Origin of the sequence: Novosphingobium endophyticum, assembly GCF_014640675.1 — a bacterium.
In the GTDB taxonomy this organism is placed as follows: domain Bacteria; phylum Pseudomonadota; class Alphaproteobacteria; order Sphingomonadales; family Sphingomonadaceae; genus Novosphingobium; species Novosphingobium endophyticum.
Genome location: NZ_BMHK01000049.1, coordinates 1 through 16,422, shown reverse-complemented (window position 1 = coordinate 16,422; position 16,422 = coordinate 1). Strand labels below are relative to the sequence as shown.

Here is a 16,422-nt window from a genome sequence, read left to right as displayed (position 1 = left end):
GCAAGAAATCCATCAAAACCGCCCGCAAAGCCGCCGGATGGAACCCGGCCTTCCTCACTTCACTCCTCCAGCCCCAAATTCGTTAACCTGGACTCGTTGCCGTGTCGCGGCGCGGAATTCCTTGACTTCGGCATCGTTTCCCGCATAGGGCGCGCGCAGTTGCGCTTTGGTCGTCTGGGGACATTCCGTCCCGCTTGCGCCGGTGCTACATGATGCCTCATATTTTCCGGAAACCTGATTGCCTATGAGCTTTGCCGATCTCGGCCTGTCTGACGAATTGCTGCAAGCGGTCGAAGCCGCGGGCTATACCGAACCGACTCCTATTCAGGCGCAGGCGATTCCGCCGGTGCTGATGATGAAGGATCTGATCGGCATCGCCCAGACCGGCACCGGCAAGACCGCCAGCTTCGTTCTGCCGATGATCGATATTCTCGCTCATGGCCGCCGCCGCGCGCTGATGCCGCGCTCGCTGATCCTGGAGCCGACTCGCGAACTGGCCGCGCAGGTGTCCGAAAACTTCGAGAAGTACGGGAAGAACCACGATCTCAAGATGGCGCTGCTGATCGGCGGCGTGCAGATGGGCGATCAGCTCAAGACCCTGTCCGAAGGCGTCGATGTGTTGATCGCCACGCCCGGTCGTCTGATGGATCTGTTCGAGCGCGGGAAGATCCTTCTCACGGGCTGCGAACTGCTCGTTATCGACGAGGCCGACCGGATGCTCGATATGGGCTTCATTCCGGACATCGAGAACATCTGTTCGAAGCTGCCGACCACGCGGCAGACGATGCTCTTTTCGGCGACGATGCCGCCGCCGATCAAGAAGCTGGCCGATCGCTTCCTGTCGAACCCGAAGTACATCGAGGTGGCGCGGCCCGCGACGGCCAATATCAACATCGTCCAGCACAAGATCGCGGTGAACGCGCGCAAGAAGCGTGACGTCCTGCGCCACCTGCTGCGGACCGACAACGTTTCGACCGCGATCGTCTTCTGCAATCGCAAGACTACCGTGCGCGAGCTGGCCCAGAGCCTGAAGCGCCACGGCTTTTCAGCGGGCGAAATCCATGGCGATATGGACCAGTCGTCGCGAATTGCCGAACTCGATCGTTTCAAGGCCGGCGATCTCAACATCCTTGTTGCTTCCGATGTCGCCGCGCGCGGTCTCGACGTGAAGGGTGTCAGCCACGTCTTCAACTTCGACACGCCGTGGCATCCGGATGACTATATCCACCGTATCGGCCGGACCGGCCGTGCTGGCGCCACCGGACGGGCCTTCACCTTTGTCGCTCCAGAAGATGCCGAGGCGATCGGCAACGTCGAGAAGCTGACGGGCGGCAAGATCCCCGTTTTCGAACTGGCGATCGAGGAACCGGCTGAGGAGCGCGAGGAAAAGCCCAGGCCCAAGCGCGAAGCGCGCGAGCCGCGCGAGAGCCGGACCGAGCAGCGCAGCCCGCGCCGCGAACCGCGTGCCGAGGAGCCGCGTCGCGAACGCCGTCCGCGCCGCGCGGAGCCCGAATCTGCCGATGATGGCTGGAACGGCCCCGTGCCGGACTTCCTCGGCGTTTCGGCGCTGGCCTAGGGACTGCCCCCGAAATCCGGCCGGCCTACTCGGCTCTACTCGGCCAGTTTCACGAAGCTGTCGATCACGCGCTTGCGGCCCGATTGCTCGAAATCGATCTCCAGCTTGTTGCCTTCCTGCGCGGCGACCGTGCCATAGCCGAACTTTTCGTGGAATACGCGCGCACCGGGCGTGATGTCGGCGCGCGGCTTGGCGGCGAAGCTGGCGGCGCTGCGGGTAGTCTCGGCAATGCGGCGCGGCTTGGGGTCGAACTCGCGCGTGGCTGCCCGCTGCCAGCCGGGGCCGCGCGTAACCGCCCGCGAAGGTTGGGCGCGGGCAACGTCGGCGAACGGGTCGGCGTGTTCCGACCACTGCGCGCGCCACAGCGAAGCGCCTCCCGATAGCGTGGTTTCGCTCTCGATGTGGTCATCGGGAAGTTCGGCGATGAAACGCGAAGGAATGGAACTGGTCCATTGGCCGTAGATGCGCCTGTTGGCGGCGTGGAGGATAGTGCATTTCCTCCGCGCGCGCGTGATGGCGACATAGGCGAGGCGGCGTTCTTCCTCCAGGCTGGCAAGGCCGCCCTCATCGAGCGATCGCTGCGAGGGGAACACGCCTTCTTCCCAGCCGGGCAGGAATACGTGATCGAACTCGAGTCCCTTGGCGGCGTGCATGGTCATGATCGTGACCTTTTCCTCCTCGCCGGCCGCGTCATTGTCCATGACGAGGCTGACGTGCTCGAGGAAATCGCCGAGGCTCTCGTATTCTTCCATGGCGCGCGCCAGTTCGGCCAGGTTTTCCAGCCGGCCGGCGGCATCGGCCGTGCGCTCTGCCTGAAGGGCATCGGTATAGCCGCTTTCATCCAGCACGGTACGCAGGAGGTCGGCGGGGTTTTCGGTCTTCTCCAGATCGCGCCATCGGGCGAAGTCGCGCATCAGCGAGAGGAAAGTGTTGCGTGCGCGGGCAGGCAGTTCGTCGGTATCGGCAAGCTCGATCGCGGCCGCTGCGAGCGGGATCACCTGTCGCCGCGCGAGCTGGTGCAGCTTTTCCAGCGCCTTGGCGCCGAGCCCGCGCTTCGGGGCATTGTAGATGCGCTCGAACGCAAGATCGTCGGCGGGCTGGGCGATCACGCGAAGGTAGGCGAGAGCATCGCGGATTTCGGCGCGTTCATAGAACCTGAAACTGCCAATAATCCTGTACTTGAGGCCGATACTTATGAAGCGGTCTTCGAACTCGCGGGTCTGGTACTGGGCACGCACCAGAATGGCCATCTGGTCAAGCGGCGCGCCTTCGCGCTCCAGCCGCTCGATCTCGTCGCCGACGCGGCGGGCTTCCTCGGGGGCGTCCCACACGCCGATGACGCGAACCTTGTCGCCGGCATGGCGCTCGGTCCACAACGTCTTGCCGAGTCGCTGGCTGTTCTCGTTGATGAGGCCCGAGGCGGCCGCGAGGATCTGCGGCGTGGAGCGGTAGTTCTGCTCCAGCCGGATCACCTTTGCGCCGGGAAAATCCTTTTCAAACCGCAGGATATTGGCAACTTCTGCGCCTCTCCATGAATAGATCGACTGGTCATCGTCGCCCACCACGCAGATGTTCTGGCGCCCTTGCGCGATCAGGCGCAGCCAGAGGTACTGGACCTGATTGGTGTCCTGGTATTCGTCCACCATGACGTACTTGAACCGCTGCTGGTACTGTTCCAGCACCTCGCGGTTGGTGCGCAGGATATTGAGCATGTGCAGCAGGAGATCGCCGAAATCGCAGGCGTTGAGTGCTTTCAGCCGGTCCTGATAGAGCCGGTAGAATTTCTGTCCCTTGCCATTGGCGTAGGCCTCGTTTTCGCCCGCATCGAGGTCCTGCGGGTTCAGGCCGCGGTTCTTCCAGCGGTCGATGCAGGCGGCAAGCTGGCGGGCCGGCCAGCGCTTGTCGTCGATGCCTTCGGCCTGGATCAACTGCTTGAGCAGGCGAAGCTGATCGTCGGTGTCGATGATCGTGTAGTTGGACTGCAGGCCGACCAACTCGGCATGACGGCGCAGCATTTTCGCCGCGATCGAATGGAACGTGCCGAGCCAGGGCATACCTTCGACCGCCGGACCGATCAGTCGGCCGACCCGTTCGCGCATCTCGCGCGCGGCCTTGTTGGTGAAGGTAACGCACAGCACTTCGCTCGGCCAGGCGAGGCGGCTGCGGACGATGTTCGCCAGGCGGCGGGTAAGGGCGGCGGTCTTGCCGGTTCCCGCCCCCGCCAGCATCAGCACTGGGCCTTCGGTCGTCGCCACGGCCTCACGCTGGGGTGCGTTGAGCCCCGCGATCAAGGGATCGTCGCTGTCGGCGGGCAGGCCGCCGGGCGGGGAATCTTGCAAGCTGTTCACCGGGTGAACAACTAGGGAACGGAACATCGCGGCGCAAGGTCGCTCTGCCGCAACGACGGAACATTTCGAAGGCTGGGGCGTCGCTAAATCTATCACATGGCCTGGGAGATAGATGATGCGAAATCCGATTATCGCGGGTGTCTCGGCGCTGGCTCTTGCGGCACTTCCCGCCGCCCTTTCCGCGCAGCCGATGCCGGACGAAGACGCTGCGGCGACCGTACCCGGTCCGGCAGGCGCACCCATGGCGCAAGGCAGTGCAACCGTGACCCTGACGCCCGCGCAGCAGGCCCAATACGAGGCCTGGCCCGAGCAACAGCGCGCGGACTACGACGCCTGGCCGGCGGAGTACCAGAGCTATTACTGGTCGCTCACCGCTGACCAGCAGCAGGGTTACTGGGCGCTGACGCCCGAACAGCGGGAGCAGATCTACAAGTTGGCCCCCGCGCAGCGCGAGCTTGCGTGGAAGTCGGTCGTCGATCAAATGAAAGGACTAGCGGCCGGGCCGGCGCAGGTTCAGGCCAATCCGCAGGGGCCCGGCACGCCGATCACGGGCACTCCGGCTCCCCAAACCGCCGGGCAGTCCGTGCCGCCCGCAATGCCTGCGGATCCGAGCTATGAGGCCGGCCCTTACAAGGGGGCCCTGACGCCGCCGCCGGCATCGGCCATGAACAAGGAGTATCCGGTCTGCAGCAAGACCGTGCAGGATAGTTGCCGCAATCCCGGCGGCGTCTGATTCGTTTGCGTCCCCCGCGATGAGGGCGCCGTTCTCGGCGCACCTCATCGTTCAGCCTGTACGCCGAAGAATGTGAAGCCGTGCCTTGCCGACGTCGCGGACGGTTTCGGTCTCGAAGCCCCTGACCGCGATGGAATCGCCTTTGGCGGTCTCGAGGCTGACCCAGGTCGTCTCGGCGATCCAGCCCAGCCGGGCCAGCTTGTCGATCGCCACGCTCCCGGCGCCGGTGTCATAGGGCGGGTCCAGCAGCACGAGATCGAGCGGCTCCTTGGCGGGGCCGAGCGAGAGCGCCGAGCCGGCGCGCACGTCGCATCGCGTGTGGGCATTCAGGTTTGCGATGTTGCGGCGGATGGCCCGGATCGCCCCCGGATCCTGTTCGACGAACAGACAATGCGCCGCCCCGCGCGAGAGAGCCTCGAGCCCGAGCGCGCCCGATCCCGCGAAAAGGTCCGCGACTTTTAGCCCCTCGAACGTACCGAGCCGGCTCACGAGCATCGAGAACAGCGTCTCGCGCGTGCGATCGGCTGTCGGGCGCGTGGTGTCCCCCTCCGGCGCGGAGAGCTTGCGGCCGCGCCATTCGCCGGCGACAATTCTCATGGCTGGCGCGGTTCCGGCAGGGTTTTGCGAAACCGTTCAAGCGCCTTCGGATCGATCTCCATCACCATGCCCTTGGGCAGGTCGAGAAGGCGGAACGGGCCGTAAGCGGTGCGGATCAGGCGGCTGACCTCCAGCCCCAGATGCTCCAGCACCCGGCGCACTTCGCGGTTCTTGCCTTCGGTCAGCGTGAGTTCAATCCACTGGTTGCGCCCGGTGGAGCGCTCCATGTTGGCGTCGATCTTGCCATAACGCATGCCGTCGACTTCGATTCCCTCGATCAGATCCTCAAGCTGGGCCTGTGTGATCGTCCCGAAAGTGCGGGCCCGGTAGGTGCGCGGCACGCCGGTAGCGGGCAGTTCGAGCTGGCGCTTGAACTCGCCGTCGTTGGTCAGCAGCAGCAGCCCCTCGGTGTTGAAGTCGAGCCGCCCGACCGGCATCACCCGGCCCGCGCCCGGTGGCAATGCATTCCTCAACGCGGTGTAGATCGTCGGCCGGCCCGCCGGATCGCGCTCGGCGGTGATGAGGCCGGCAGGCTTGTGGAACACGAACAGGCGGGTCGCCTCGGGCGCCTTGACCGGATTGCCATCGACCGTGACGCCGCGCAGGTCCTTGAGCACCGTCGAGGGCGCGGTAATCGGCTCGTCACCCAGCTTGACGCGGCCTTCCTCGATCATCCGTTCGGCCTCTCGCCGGCTGGCAACGCCCGCGCGGGCGAGCAGCTTGGCGATACGCTCGCCTTCTCGCGGCGGAAGAGAGGGATCGCGCGGCGTCGGCGGGGTGGCGGCCGGGCGCTGCGTCCGGGGGGCACCCGGCTTGCGCGGGCCGCGCGGGGCTCGCTGTGTCGTACCGGGTTTCTTGCCGCCGGATTTCTGGGGAGGTCTTGCCATCCGCCGCGCCTTAGCTGTTGATCGCCGGTTCATCCAGCCTTCCCATAGTTCGTACCGTCGCTAAGTTGGCGAGCATCCAAGGAAAGGGAGACGGGCGTGGACGCCGAAACCATTGACGAACGGCGCAGCGTCCGGGCTTCCGTGAAGCCCTATCTCGAAAAGGAATCGCTTGCGGCCTTCTTTCTGGGCGTTTCCTCCGGCTTTCCCTTCGCCTTGCTGGCCGCGACGCTCACCACGCGCCTTTCACAGGATGGCATCGAGAAATCGACGATCACCGCATTCGCGCTCGCTTTCTTCGTCTACAATCTGAAGCCTTTGTGGGCCTGGGTCGTGGACGGCGTGAGGCTTCCGGTGATCGGCAGGCTGGGCCAGCGCGTATCGTGGATGATCGTGGTCGGCCTTTTCGTCATCGCGGCGACGGTGAACCTCGCGCTGGTCAATCCTGCCGAGGACATTGCAGGGGCGGCACTCGCCGCCGTTCTGCTGGGGCTTGCCGGCGCGAGCTTCGACATCGTGATCGATGCCTACCGGATCGAAACGCTAAAGCCCTATCAACTCGGCGTCGGTTCGGGGATGAGCCAGTACGGCTGGCGGATCGGCGCGGCTTCGGCGGGGGCGCTTGCGCTTATCCTTGCAGCCCGGTTCGACTGGCATGTCGCCTATGCGGCCTGCGCTGTCTTCGCGCTTCCCGCCATGCTTACCGCGCTGGTGCTGGGTGAACCGGAGCGCCACAAGGTCGTGAGCGAGAAGCGGGGACTAGGCGAGGTATGGGCCTCCATCGCCGGGCCGTTCGCCGAATTCTTTCAGCGCAGCGGCGCTTTGCTGGTGCTGCTGTTCATTCTCGTCCACAAGATCGGCGACACCCTCGCCAACCTGACTTTCCGCCTGCTGTTCGACGATTTGGGTTTCAGCAACGACGAGATCGCCCTCTACGATATCGGCATTGGCTTCTGGGCGCTGATCGTGGGGGTATTTGTCGGCGGCGTGATCTATTCGCGGCTCGGACTCAAGCGGGCGGTGCTGATCGCGCTGATCCTGATGGGTGTCTCGAATCTGAGCTTCGCGCTCCTGGCCATGGCCGGGCACAGCAATATCGGCATGGCCAGCGCCATCGGCTTCGAGAATTTCGCCAGCGGCTATGGCGGCGTGGTAGTGGTCGCCTACTTCTCCGCCCTGTGCGACCTGCGTTTCACCGCTTCGCAATATGCGCTGATCTCGGCCGGGGCGAGCGTGATCGGGCGGTTCCTGACAGGCACCACCGCCGGCGCGCTGATCGAGGCAATGGGCTACGTGAACTTCTACCTGCTCACGACGGTCGCGGCCCTGCCGGGCATAGTCCTGTTCTGGTGGATGATGCGTACCGGTCTTGTCGACGACGCGATGGGCACGGCGGGTGAAGTCGGCGAGGGCGACGCGCGGGATTAATCCGGAAGTTCGCCATTTTCGCGCAGGACCACGCCGGCCAGGTAGAGCGAACCGGCGATCAGCACGATCTCGCCCTTTGCCGGATCGATCCGTAGGGACCGTAGCGCCTGCGCCACGTCCGCCGCCGCCCGTGGCTCCGGGATCAGAGGAATGTACGCAAAGGCGTCCGGGTCATGATGGTCATGACCGGGCACCGGCACCACCGTTACGCTCGCCAGACGTTCGCCCAGCGGCGCAAGTAGGGCGTTCGGATCCTTGTTCGCCAGCATGCCGAGCACGAGATGTATGCTACCCGGCTCGACGAAATGCGCGGCAAGCGCGTTGCCCGCATCGCGATTGTGCCCTCCGTCGAGCCAGCAGCGCGTGCCCGGCGGCAGCAGAGCGGTGAGAGGGCCTTGCCCCAATTCCTGCAATCGGGCGGGCCAGTGCGCCCGCTCCACGGCGGCTGCGCAGGCTGCCTCGGGCAGGTCGAGGGCGTGCTGGTGGCGCAGCATGGCCATCGCGAGCCCGGCATTCGCGATCTGGTGCCTGCCCGGCATGCGCGGGCTAGGCAGCGTCAGTTTTCCGCTACCGTCGCTGTAAACGAAGCCGCCGGGCGCAGGTTCGATCCGCCAGTCGCGATTCTGGCGAATGAGGCGCGCGCCAGCTTTGGTCGCCTGCTGTTCGATCGTCTCGTTCATGGCGGGCGGATAGTCGAAGGTCACCAGCGGAACTCCGGCCTTCACAATGCCCGCCTTTTCAAAGGCGATGCGTACGAAGGGGTCGGTCGGCACATTCTCCTCGGGCGCGAGCAGGAAGGCCTCGTGGTCGATCCCGAGCGAGGCGATGCCGCAGACTGCGGGGCTTTCCAGAACGTTGGTCGCGTCGAAGCGGCCGCCCAGGCCGACTTCGACCACGCAGGCATCGGCGGGTGTGCGGGCGAAGGCGAGGAAAGCGGCGGCAGTCGAGATTTCGAAGAAACTCGCGCCGATGTCGGCCGCCTCGGCCGCGTCGAGCACTTCGGAAAGAAGCGCGTCCAGCGTCGTGTCCTCGATCAGCTTGCCGGCGATGCGGATGCGCTCGTTGAAACGCACGAGATGGGGGCTGGTGAAGACGTGGACGGTCTTTCCTGCTGCCTCCAGCGCGGCGCGCAGGAAGGCGCAGGTCGATCCCTTGCCGTTGGTCCCGGCGACATGAAAGACCGGCGGGAGATGGCGCTGCGGATTGCCGAGCCGGTTCAGCAGGACGCGGATGGTATCTATGCCGAGCCGCCCCTGCGGCACTGTAAGCGCGCCGAGGCGGTCTAGCTGGGCCTGGACGCGCGGATCGTCCGAAACCGCGAAGTCGCGCATGGTCTCAGCGCGCCGAATGCACCGCTTCGGCCAGAGCCGAGGTCAGTTCGCGCAAGGGACCGGGGGCATCGTCGCCATGCTGCTTGACGATATCGACCAGCGCCGAGCCAACGACGACGCCGTCCGCGACTTTGGCGATCTGGCTCGCCTGCTCGGGCGTGCGCACGCCGAAGCCGACCGCGACGGGAATGTCGCTGGCCGCTTTCAGCTTCGCCACGGCCTCCTCGATCGAGCCTTGCGCCGCCTGCTGCATGCCGGTGATTCCCGCGACAGAGACGTAGTAGAGAAAGCCCGAGGAGCCGTTGAGGACGGCCGGGAGCCGCGCAGCGTCGGTGGTCGGAGTGGCAAGTCGGATCAGCGAGACGCCCGCCTCGCGCAGCGCCGGGCCAAGTTCGGCGTCCTCCTCGGGCGGGATGTCGACGCAGATCACGCCGTCAACGCCGGCCCTGGCGCATTCGCCGGCGAACCATTCGGGACCGCGGATCGTCATCGGATTGGCATAGCCCATCAGCACCAGCGGCACTTGCGGGTGGCGGGCGCGGAATTCGCTCGCCATGCGGAAGATGTCGGCGGTGCGCGTGCCCTTGCCGAGACTGCGCAAGTTGGCTTCCTGGATCGCGGGACCGTCGGCCATGGGATCGGTGAAGGGCATGCCCAGTTCGATCACGTCGGCCCCGCCTTCGACCAGCGCGTCGAGATTGGCGGCGGTATCGCCGTCACCGGCGGTGATGAAGCAGACGAGCGCGGGGCCTTTGGCGAAAGCGGTTTCGAAGCGGGTCATGTCAGATTGCCGCCCCCAGCGCGTCCGCAACCGTGAAGATGTCCTTGTCGCCGCGACCCGAGACATTGACGATGAGGATCTTGTCCTCATCCATCTCGGCGGTGAGCTGTGGGAGGGCAGCCAGCGCATGAGCGCTTTCGAGCGCCGGGATGATACCCTCCAGCGCGCAGCAGAGCTGGAAGGCCTCCAGCGCCTCGTCATCGGTGATCGGCACGTAGCGTACGCGGCCGCTTTCGTGCAGCCACGAGTGTTCAGGGCCGAGGCCGGGATAGTCGAGGCCGGCGCTGATCGAGTGCGCCTCGGTGATCTGGCCGTCCTCGTCCTGCAGCAGGTAGGTCTTGTTGCCGTGGAGGATGCCGGGGCGTCCGCCCGTCAGGCTGGCGGCGTGCTGGCCGCTCTCGATGCCGTGGCCCGCGGCCTCGATGCCGACCATCGCGACGTCGGGATCGTCGAGGAAGGGGTGGGACCGACGCCACCAGCATGTCGGGCAAACGGCCTTCGGCTTCGAGGATCTGCTCGCGCGTCTCGGTGCCGATCACGCTCTGGAAATCGCGCACCAGCTCCGGGTACGGGTGCGGGCCGGCGGCGGTGCCGATGATGTAGAAGGTGTCATGGACGTTCGCGACCCAGTCGCGCAGCGCCTCGTTCATCGCGTCCTTGAGCGTCTCCGCGCCGCTGGTGACGGGCACGACTTCGGCGCCGAGCAGCTTCATGCGGAACACGTTGGGCTTCTGCCGCTCCACGTCCTTGGCGCCCATGAAGATTACGCAGGGCAGGCCGAAACGCGCCGCGACAGTGGCGGTGGCGACGCCGTGCTGGCCCGCGCCGGTCTCGGCGATGATCCGCGTCTTGCCCATGCGGATGGCGAGCAGGATCTGGCCGATGCAGTTGTTGATCTTGTGCGCGCCGGTGTGGTTGAGGTCTTCGCGCTTGAAGTAGATCCTGGGGCCCCTCTTTTCACCATTTGGGCCCTCAGGCGCCAGCTTGCGGAAATGCTCGGTGATGCGCGGCGCATGGTAGAGCGGGCTGGGGCGCCCGACGAAGTGCTTGAGCAGATCGTCGAATTCGGCCTGGAACGCCGGGTCTTCCTTCGCCTTGCGATACTCTTTTTCGAGATCGAGGATCAGCGGCATCAGCGTTTCGGCGACATAGCGCCCACCGAACCGGCCGAAATGACCGGTATCGTCAGGCAGTGCGCGCAGGCTGTTTACGGGCGGTTGGGAAGTCATAACCCGGGCGCTTGGCAGAGGAGGGCGGTCAAGTCCAGAGGGTTCGCGCGATAGGTACGATCGGCGGACTTTCAATTGCAAACTGTTCATCCGCCATAGCGAAAATGACAACATCATGTCTCAATATCGCGGCATCGCGACACTTCTGAACGTTTCTGAAAAACTTTGTTCAGGTGACGGCAATGGCCGGAGGGGCAGTCGGGTGGTCCCCCGATGAGGGTGGGGGAAAGTACTGGAGTTATAAAGATATGCGTATTGCACTTGTTTCGCTCGCCGCTGTTGCCGTTGCGGCATCAGCCACTCCCGCTCTGGCGAACGAGGCCCGCGTCGAAGCGCGTGGCGGCGTGATCTGGAACGGCAGCGACAGCGATGCCGTCGCGGGCGTCGCGGCCGGCTACGACTACGATCTGGGCGACAAGCTGTTCGCCGGCGTCGAAGGTTCGGCCGACAAGGTACTGGCCGACAATACCCGGGTTTCGTGGGGCGCAGGTGGCCGTATCGGCGCCAAGGTCATGCCGGGCAGCAAGCTCTACGCACTGGCGGGCTGGCAGTCGAAGCTGTGCAGCACCTGCAACAGCGCTGTCGGCGTCGGTGGCGGCTGGCAGCAGGACTTCGGCCAGAAGCTCTACGGCAAGGTCGAATACAAGCACCTGCTTATCGGCGATAACACGCCCGACGCCGATGTCGGCCTCGTGGGCGTCGGCATGAAATTCTGATCGGAGGTGCCCGGCCAGAACGTAGCTGCCGAGTCGCGTTGCCGGGCCTGCTTCGCTCAAAATCGCTCCTGAGGAGCGTAAGCCAGGGAAAGGGCGGTCCGAAACGGGCCGCCCTTTCTCGTTCGCGGGTCAGGCCGAGCGGGCCGCCAGGCAAAAGGCGGCGATACGGTCGACGTCCTTGACGCCGGGCGCGCTTTCCACGCCCGAGGAGGTGTCGACCAGCGCCGCGCCGGTGATCTGGACCGCCTGGGAGACATTCTCCGGCGTCAGGCCGCCGGCAAGGCCCCAGGCAAGCGCTCCCTTCCAGTCCGCGACCAGTTTCCAGTCGAAGCTCAATCCCATGCCGCCGGGCAGCGCGCCCTTGGGCGTCCTGGCGTCGAACAGCACCCTGTCGACCGCGCCGGCATAGGCCTGCGCGCCGGCGACATCCGCTGCGCTGGCGACCGGCAAGGCCTTCCATACCGGCAGGGCGAAGCGCGCGCGCAACTGGGCGGCGCGCTCGGGGCTCTCCTTGCCATGGAGCTGCAACACGTCGAGATGGGCGGCCGAAACGGCTTCGCCGATCGTCGCATCGTCCGCGTCGACGAAAAGGCCGACCCGCCCGATGCGGCCTTGCGCGCGGGCTGAAAGCGCCGCCGCCTGAGCGGGCGTGATATTGCGCGGGCTTGGGGGAAAGAACACGAAGCCCGCATAGGCGGCGCGGCCCTTGATGGCCGCGTCAAGCGCAAGGGGCTCGCTGATCCCGCAAATCTTGATCTCAGGTATTGGCATCGTCCCGCCGTCGTTTATGAATGCCGTCCCTTGCTTTCGGGGACGAGAATGCACCGTTTCGCGCGCTATCTAATACCATTTGCCGCCGCTGCAATGCTCGCCGGGTGTGGGGCCAGGGAATCGGTCAAGGATGCCGAAGTCGAAATCGGCCGGTTTCATGCCGCACTCGATGCGGGGGACTGGCAGAAGCTGTGGGCGGCGGCCGATCCTGACTTGCGCGAGGCTGCCAGCAGGGAGCAGTTCGGCAAGTTGCTGGAGGCCGTTCGCCGCAAGCTCGGCGCGGTCAACAAAAGCAGGCAGGTCGGCTGGAACGCAAACTCCGGTACTGGCGGTACGTTCGTTACCGTGACCATGCAGACCACGTTCGAAAACGGCACCGGCACTGAAGAGTTCGTCTATCGCAAGCGCGACGAGCGCAAGCTTGCGCTCGTCGGCTATCACATCCAGTCGCAGGACATGATGTTGAACTGATCACGGGGCCAGTTCGAACTGCACCGTGACGTTCGTGGTCATCTCCAGCTCGCCCGGTGCGACCGGTGTGGAGTCCGACGCCTTCATCGCCTCCATGCGCATCATTTGCGGCATCGGCGCATAGCCCCCGCTTTCGCTGATCGTGACGATGCGCACGACCCGCAGGCCCGCGGCCCTGGCGTAGAGATCGGCACGAGAGCGGGCCTTCTTCATCGCTTCCAGGCGCGCTTCGTCGCTGGCCGCGTCGGGTTCGCTCAGCATGAAGTTCGGGCCGTTGACCTGATTGGCCCCGGCGCCGACCAGAGCGTCGATCACCTTGCCCATGTCGCCCAGCTTGCGCTGGCGGACCATGACATTGTTGGTGGCCTCGTAGGCGACGATCGTCCGCGCCTCGCCATCATAGCTGCCGTCGGGCAGCCGCTTGGGCTGTGAATAGACGGGATTGAGGCTGAGGTTGCTGGTCTGGATGTCCTTGTCGGCGATTCCGGCGCGCTTGAGCGCGGCCATGACCTGATTCATCTTCCTGGAATTCGCCGAAAGCGCTTCGGTGGCGGTCTGGCCCTGTGTCGTAACACCGGCGGAAAAAGTGGCCATGTCGGGTGCACGCGTGGACGAGCCCTGGGCATTGACCGTCAACAACGTGTGGCCCGCGGCGATGCTGGGGACTATGTCGGTGTGCTGCGCCAGGGCAGGCTGGGACAAGGCAGCGGCAAGGGCAGCGGCGGCGATCAGGCTCAGGCGTTTCATCGTGTCACTCTCTCCATCGTCTGGAACTGGAGCAACGGTCTGGATCAGTTGAGGTTTCCGTGCGCTGAACCGTGTGCCCGTCAGAGTGTCGCTTCGATCGCGCGCGCGGCGGCCAAGGGGTCTTCGGCGCGGCTGATGGGGCGGCCGATCACGAGCACGCTGGCACCATCATCGCGCGCCTGGCGCGGGGTGACGATGCGTTTCTGGTCGCCATGGTTGTTGCCGTTTTTTCCGTTGCCGGGGCGCAGGCCGGGGACAACGAAGAATCCGTCCTTCCACTGCCGGTGCACCGCGCCGACCTCCTGGCCGGAGCAGACGATGCCGTCGAGTCCGGCTGCGTGGGCCAGTTCGGCCAGGCGCAGTGCCTGATCGTGCGAGCTGCAATTCACGCCCGCCGCGGTGAGATCGCCGTCGTCGAGGCTGGTGAGCACGGTTACGCCAACGACCTTGCAGTTCTCCCCCGCGGCCGCCTTGGCATCTTCCATCATCGCCCTTCCGCCCGAGGCATGGACTGTGACGATCTCCGGCTCCAGCACATGGATCGCCTGCATTGCGGCGGCAACCGTGTTGGGAATGTCGTGCAGCTTGAGGTCGAGGAAGATCGGCAGGCCCAGCTTGTGCAGTTCGTGGACGCCGTGATGGCCATGGGCGCAGAAGAACTCGAGCCCCAGCTTGATCCCGCCAACATGGTCCGCGACCTTGCGCGCCAAAGCCTCCGCCTGATCGAGGCGGGGCAGGTCCAGGGCGAGATAGACGGGGTTCTGGCGCATGCTCAGGGTTCCGGGGAAGTGGGGGGCAAGGGGGCTTCGAGCGAAGCGGAAGAGGGCGCCGGTTCGGCCGCCGGCGGGGCGGCGGAAGGGATGGAACTTGCGCGCAGCGAATTTTCCAGCGCAGCGATGCGGCGTTGCAGGCGCCAGCGCACGGCCCGCAGGTAAAGCCAGACCGGCACCATGCCCAGCAGGAAGAAAAGCAGCGCCACCACGCCGACCGGCCATTCGAAGTGAACGTAGTTGCCGTCATCGAGCGGCCAGAAGTTAACCGGAACCGTGGTCCAGTTCATCGCTATGAATGCCACAAGGATCGCCGTGATCGCGATCCACAGGACGGTGCGGACAACCTGCATTTTTCCTCCTGCGCTCCCCCGGGATTGCGCGATGCTAGGCGCGAATGCAGGGCATTGGAAGACTGGGCTGAAGGCTTAGTTGCCGAACACGCGCGCGAAAATCGTATCGACGTGCTTGAAATGATAGTCGAGGTTGAATTTCTCCTCGATCACTTCGGCCGGAAGCGCGGCGGTGACATCGGGATCGGCCTTGAGCAGTTCAAGCAGGCTGAGCTGCCCGTCCGATTCCCATACCTTCATGGCGTTGCGCTGGACGAGGCGGTAGCTTTCGTCGCGGGTGAGGCCGGCCTGGGTGAGGGCCAGCAACACGCGCTGCGAATGGACGAGGCCGCCCATGCGATCGAGGTTCTTCTGCATGCGTTCGGGATAGACGAGCAGCTTGTCGATCACGCCGGTGAGGCGCGCCAGCGCGAAGTCGAGCGTGATCGTGGCATCCGGGCCGATGAAGCGCTCGACCGAGGAGTGCGAGATGTCGCGCTCGTGCCACAGGGCCACGTTCTCCATCGCCGGGAAGGCGTAGGAGCGGATCATGCGGGCCTGGCCGGTGAGATTCTCGGTGAGCACCGGGTTGCGCTTGTGCGGCATCGCCGAAGAGCCCTTCTGGCCGGGCGAGAAATATTCCTCCGCCTCCAGAACCTCTGTGCGCTGAAGGTGGCGGACCTCAACGGCAATACGCTCGATCGAGCTGGCGATCACCGCCAGCGTGGCGAAGAACATCGCGTGCCGGTCGCGCGGGATAACCTGGGTCGAGACCGGCTCCACGCCGAGGCCCATCTTCTCCGCGACGTAGGCTTCGACGGAAGGGTCGACATTGGCGAAAGTGCCGACCGCGCCCGAGATGGCGCAAGTGGCGATTTCTTCGCGCGCGGCGACGAGGCGGGTACGGCAGCGCGAGAACTCGGCATAGGCTTCGGCCATCTTGAGGCCGAAAGTGACCGGTTCGGCATGGATGCCGTGGCTGCGGCCGATGCAGGGCGTGTACTTGTGCTCCTCCGCGCGGCGCTTGATGGCGGCAAGCAGGTCGTCGAGGTCGGCCAGGAGGATGTCGGCGGCCTCGGCGAGCTGGACGTTGAGCGTGGTGTCGAGCACGTCGGAACTGGTCATGCCCTGATGCATGAAGCGCGCCTCGGGGCCGACCTGCTGGGCCACCCAGTCGAGGAAGGCGATGACGTCGTGCTTGGTCACGGCCTCGATCGCGTCGATTGCCGCGACGTCGATCCTGGGCCCGGTCGCCCACCAGCCCCACAGGGCTTCGCCGGCGCTCCGCGGCACTACGCCGAGTTCGCCCATCTTGACGGCGGCATGAGCCTCGATCTCGAACCAGATGCGATAGCGTGCCTCGGGCTCCCAGATCGCGGTCATCGCGGGGCGGGCGTAACGGGGGACCATGTTCAACTCCTTGAGAGGCCTGACGCGCGAGAGCCGCTAGGGGCAGGGCGGCGGAAAGGCAAGGGCGAGCTGAGGTTGGGCTTTCCCCGACGGATCGGAATTCCGCGAAAAGCCACGGCCGTCACGAGCCTCCACGATTTTTCGATCATGTCGGTTGCGGCGTAACCGGGGCAGATCCCGGGGCATTTATGCTTGAGCTGCGATGACGAGGTCTGGCAACCAGGGAATGTGTCGTGCTTTGGGAACGGCGAAGCGGCAGCCGAGGAACTTGTAGAACGAGATCCCGAGCTTGGCGCAT

15 protein-coding genes and 1 pseudogene are annotated in these 16,422 nt (G+C 65.3%); 5 read left to right on the top strand and 11 right to left on the bottom strand.

Annotation, left to right across the window (positions count from 1 at the left end; all coding sequences use genetic code 11):
- Positions 1-244: 244 nt before the first annotated feature.
- Positions 245-1,576 (top strand): DEAD/DEAH box helicase, encoded by a 1,332-nt coding sequence (locus IEX32_RS18895; protein ID WP_188773097.1) that lies wholly within the window; start codon positions 245-247, stop codon positions 1,574-1,576.
- A 35-nt stretch (positions 1,577-1,611) separates the two neighbouring features.
- Here the strand turns inward: IEX32_RS18895 and IEX32_RS18890 are convergent, their stop codons facing one another.
- Positions 1,612-3,924, bottom strand: coding sequence for an ATP-dependent helicase (locus IEX32_RS18890; protein ID WP_229736498.1), 2,313 nt, complete (start codon positions 3,922-3,924; stop codon positions 1,612-1,614).
- A 115-nt stretch (positions 3,925-4,039) separates the two neighbouring features.
- Here IEX32_RS18890 and IEX32_RS18885 point away from each other — a divergent pair, with 115 nt between their 5' ends.
- Positions 4,040-4,657 carry a hypothetical protein gene (locus tag IEX32_RS18885; protein ID WP_188773096.1) on the top strand — a complete coding sequence of 206 codons (618 nt, stop codon included), beginning with the start codon at positions 4,040-4,042 and terminating at the stop codon, positions 4,655-4,657.
- Positions 4,658-4,708: 51 nt separating this feature from the next.
- Here the strand turns inward: IEX32_RS18885 and rsmD are convergent, their stop codons facing one another.
- Both rsmD and IEX32_RS18875 read right to left on the bottom strand, forming a co-directional pair.
- Positions 4,709-5,254, bottom strand: a complete 546-nt coding sequence (rsmD, locus tag IEX32_RS18880; RefSeq protein WP_188773095.1) for a 16S rRNA (guanine(966)-N(2))-methyltransferase RsmD — start codon at positions 5,252-5,254, stop codon at positions 4,709-4,711.
- Positions 5,251-6,141, bottom strand: coding sequence for a pseudouridine synthase (locus IEX32_RS18875; protein WP_188773094.1), 891 nt, complete (start codon positions 6,139-6,141; stop codon positions 5,251-5,253). The genes rsmD and IEX32_RS18875 overlap by 4 nt, the downstream gene beginning before the upstream one ends.
- 96 nt (positions 6,142-6,237) lie before the next feature.
- Between IEX32_RS18875 and IEX32_RS18870 the strand changes: the two genes are divergently transcribed.
- Positions 6,238-7,566, top strand: a complete 1,329-nt coding sequence (locus tag IEX32_RS18870; RefSeq protein WP_188773093.1) for an AmpG family muropeptide MFS transporter — start codon at positions 6,238-6,240, stop codon at positions 7,564-7,566.
- Here IEX32_RS18870 and IEX32_RS18865 read toward each other — a convergent pair.
- The 3 genes and pseudogenes from IEX32_RS18865 to trpB form a co-directional block, all read right to left on the bottom strand.
- Entirely contained in the window at positions 7,563-8,897 is a 1,335-nt protein-coding gene (locus IEX32_RS18865; protein WP_188773092.1) for a bifunctional folylpolyglutamate synthase/dihydrofolate synthase, read from the bottom strand. The genes IEX32_RS18870 and IEX32_RS18865 overlap by 4 nt on opposite strands.
- Before the next feature lie 4 nt (positions 8,898-8,901).
- Positions 8,902-9,678, bottom strand: a complete 777-nt coding sequence (gene trpA / locus IEX32_RS18860; RefSeq protein WP_188773091.1) for a tryptophan synthase subunit alpha — start codon at positions 9,676-9,678, stop codon at positions 8,902-8,904.
- A gap of 1 nt (position 9,679) precedes the next feature.
- A pseudogene (trpB, locus tag IEX32_RS18855) lies at positions 9,680-10,907 on the bottom strand (tryptophan synthase subunit beta).
- 248 nt (positions 10,908-11,155) lie between these two features.
- On the opposite strand from trpB, the gene IEX32_RS18850 reads away from it, so the two are divergent.
- Positions 11,156-11,623: an outer membrane protein gene (locus IEX32_RS18850; protein ID WP_188773090.1), complete on the top strand. Its 468-nt coding sequence runs from the start codon at positions 11,156-11,158 to the stop codon at positions 11,621-11,623.
- A gap of 129 nt (positions 11,624-11,752) precedes the next feature.
- Here the strand turns inward: IEX32_RS18850 and IEX32_RS18845 are convergent, their stop codons facing one another.
- Positions 11,753-12,394: a phosphoribosylanthranilate isomerase gene (locus IEX32_RS18845; protein ID WP_188773089.1), complete on the bottom strand. Its 642-nt coding sequence runs from the start codon at positions 12,392-12,394 to the stop codon at positions 11,753-11,755.
- Positions 12,395-12,442: 48 nt separating this feature from the next.
- Between IEX32_RS18845 and IEX32_RS18840 the strand changes: the two genes are divergently transcribed.
- Complete coding sequence (locus IEX32_RS18840) at positions 12,443-12,865, top strand: DUF4019 domain-containing protein (protein WP_188773088.1); 423 nt, start codon at positions 12,443-12,445, stop codon at positions 12,863-12,865.
- Here the strand turns inward: IEX32_RS18840 and IEX32_RS18835 are convergent, their stop codons facing one another.
- The 4 genes from IEX32_RS18835 to purB all read right to left on the bottom strand — a co-directional run bounded on the left by IEX32_RS18835 (position 12,866) and on the right by purB (position 16,124).
- The gene (locus IEX32_RS18835; protein WP_188773087.1) at positions 12,866-13,612 is read right to left on the bottom strand and encodes an SIMPL domain-containing protein; all 747 of its coding nucleotides are present in this window, start codon (positions 13,610-13,612) and stop codon (positions 12,866-12,868) included.
- An 80-nt stretch (positions 13,613-13,692) separates the two neighbouring features.
- On the bottom strand, positions 13,693-14,382 hold the full coding sequence (pyrF, locus tag IEX32_RS18830; protein WP_188773086.1) for an orotidine-5'-phosphate decarboxylase: 690 nt from the start codon (positions 14,380-14,382) through the stop codon (positions 13,693-13,695).
- A gap of 2 nt (positions 14,383-14,384) precedes the next feature.
- The gene (locus IEX32_RS18825; protein ID WP_188773085.1) at positions 14,385-14,735 is read right to left on the bottom strand and encodes a LapA family protein; all 351 of its coding nucleotides are present in this window, start codon (positions 14,733-14,735) and stop codon (positions 14,385-14,387) included.
- 75 nt (positions 14,736-14,810) lie between these two features.
- Positions 14,811-16,124, bottom strand: coding sequence for an adenylosuccinate lyase (gene purB, locus IEX32_RS18820; RefSeq protein ID WP_188773084.1), 1,314 nt, complete (start codon positions 16,122-16,124; stop codon positions 14,811-14,813).
- Positions 16,125-16,422: the final 298 nt, after the last annotated feature.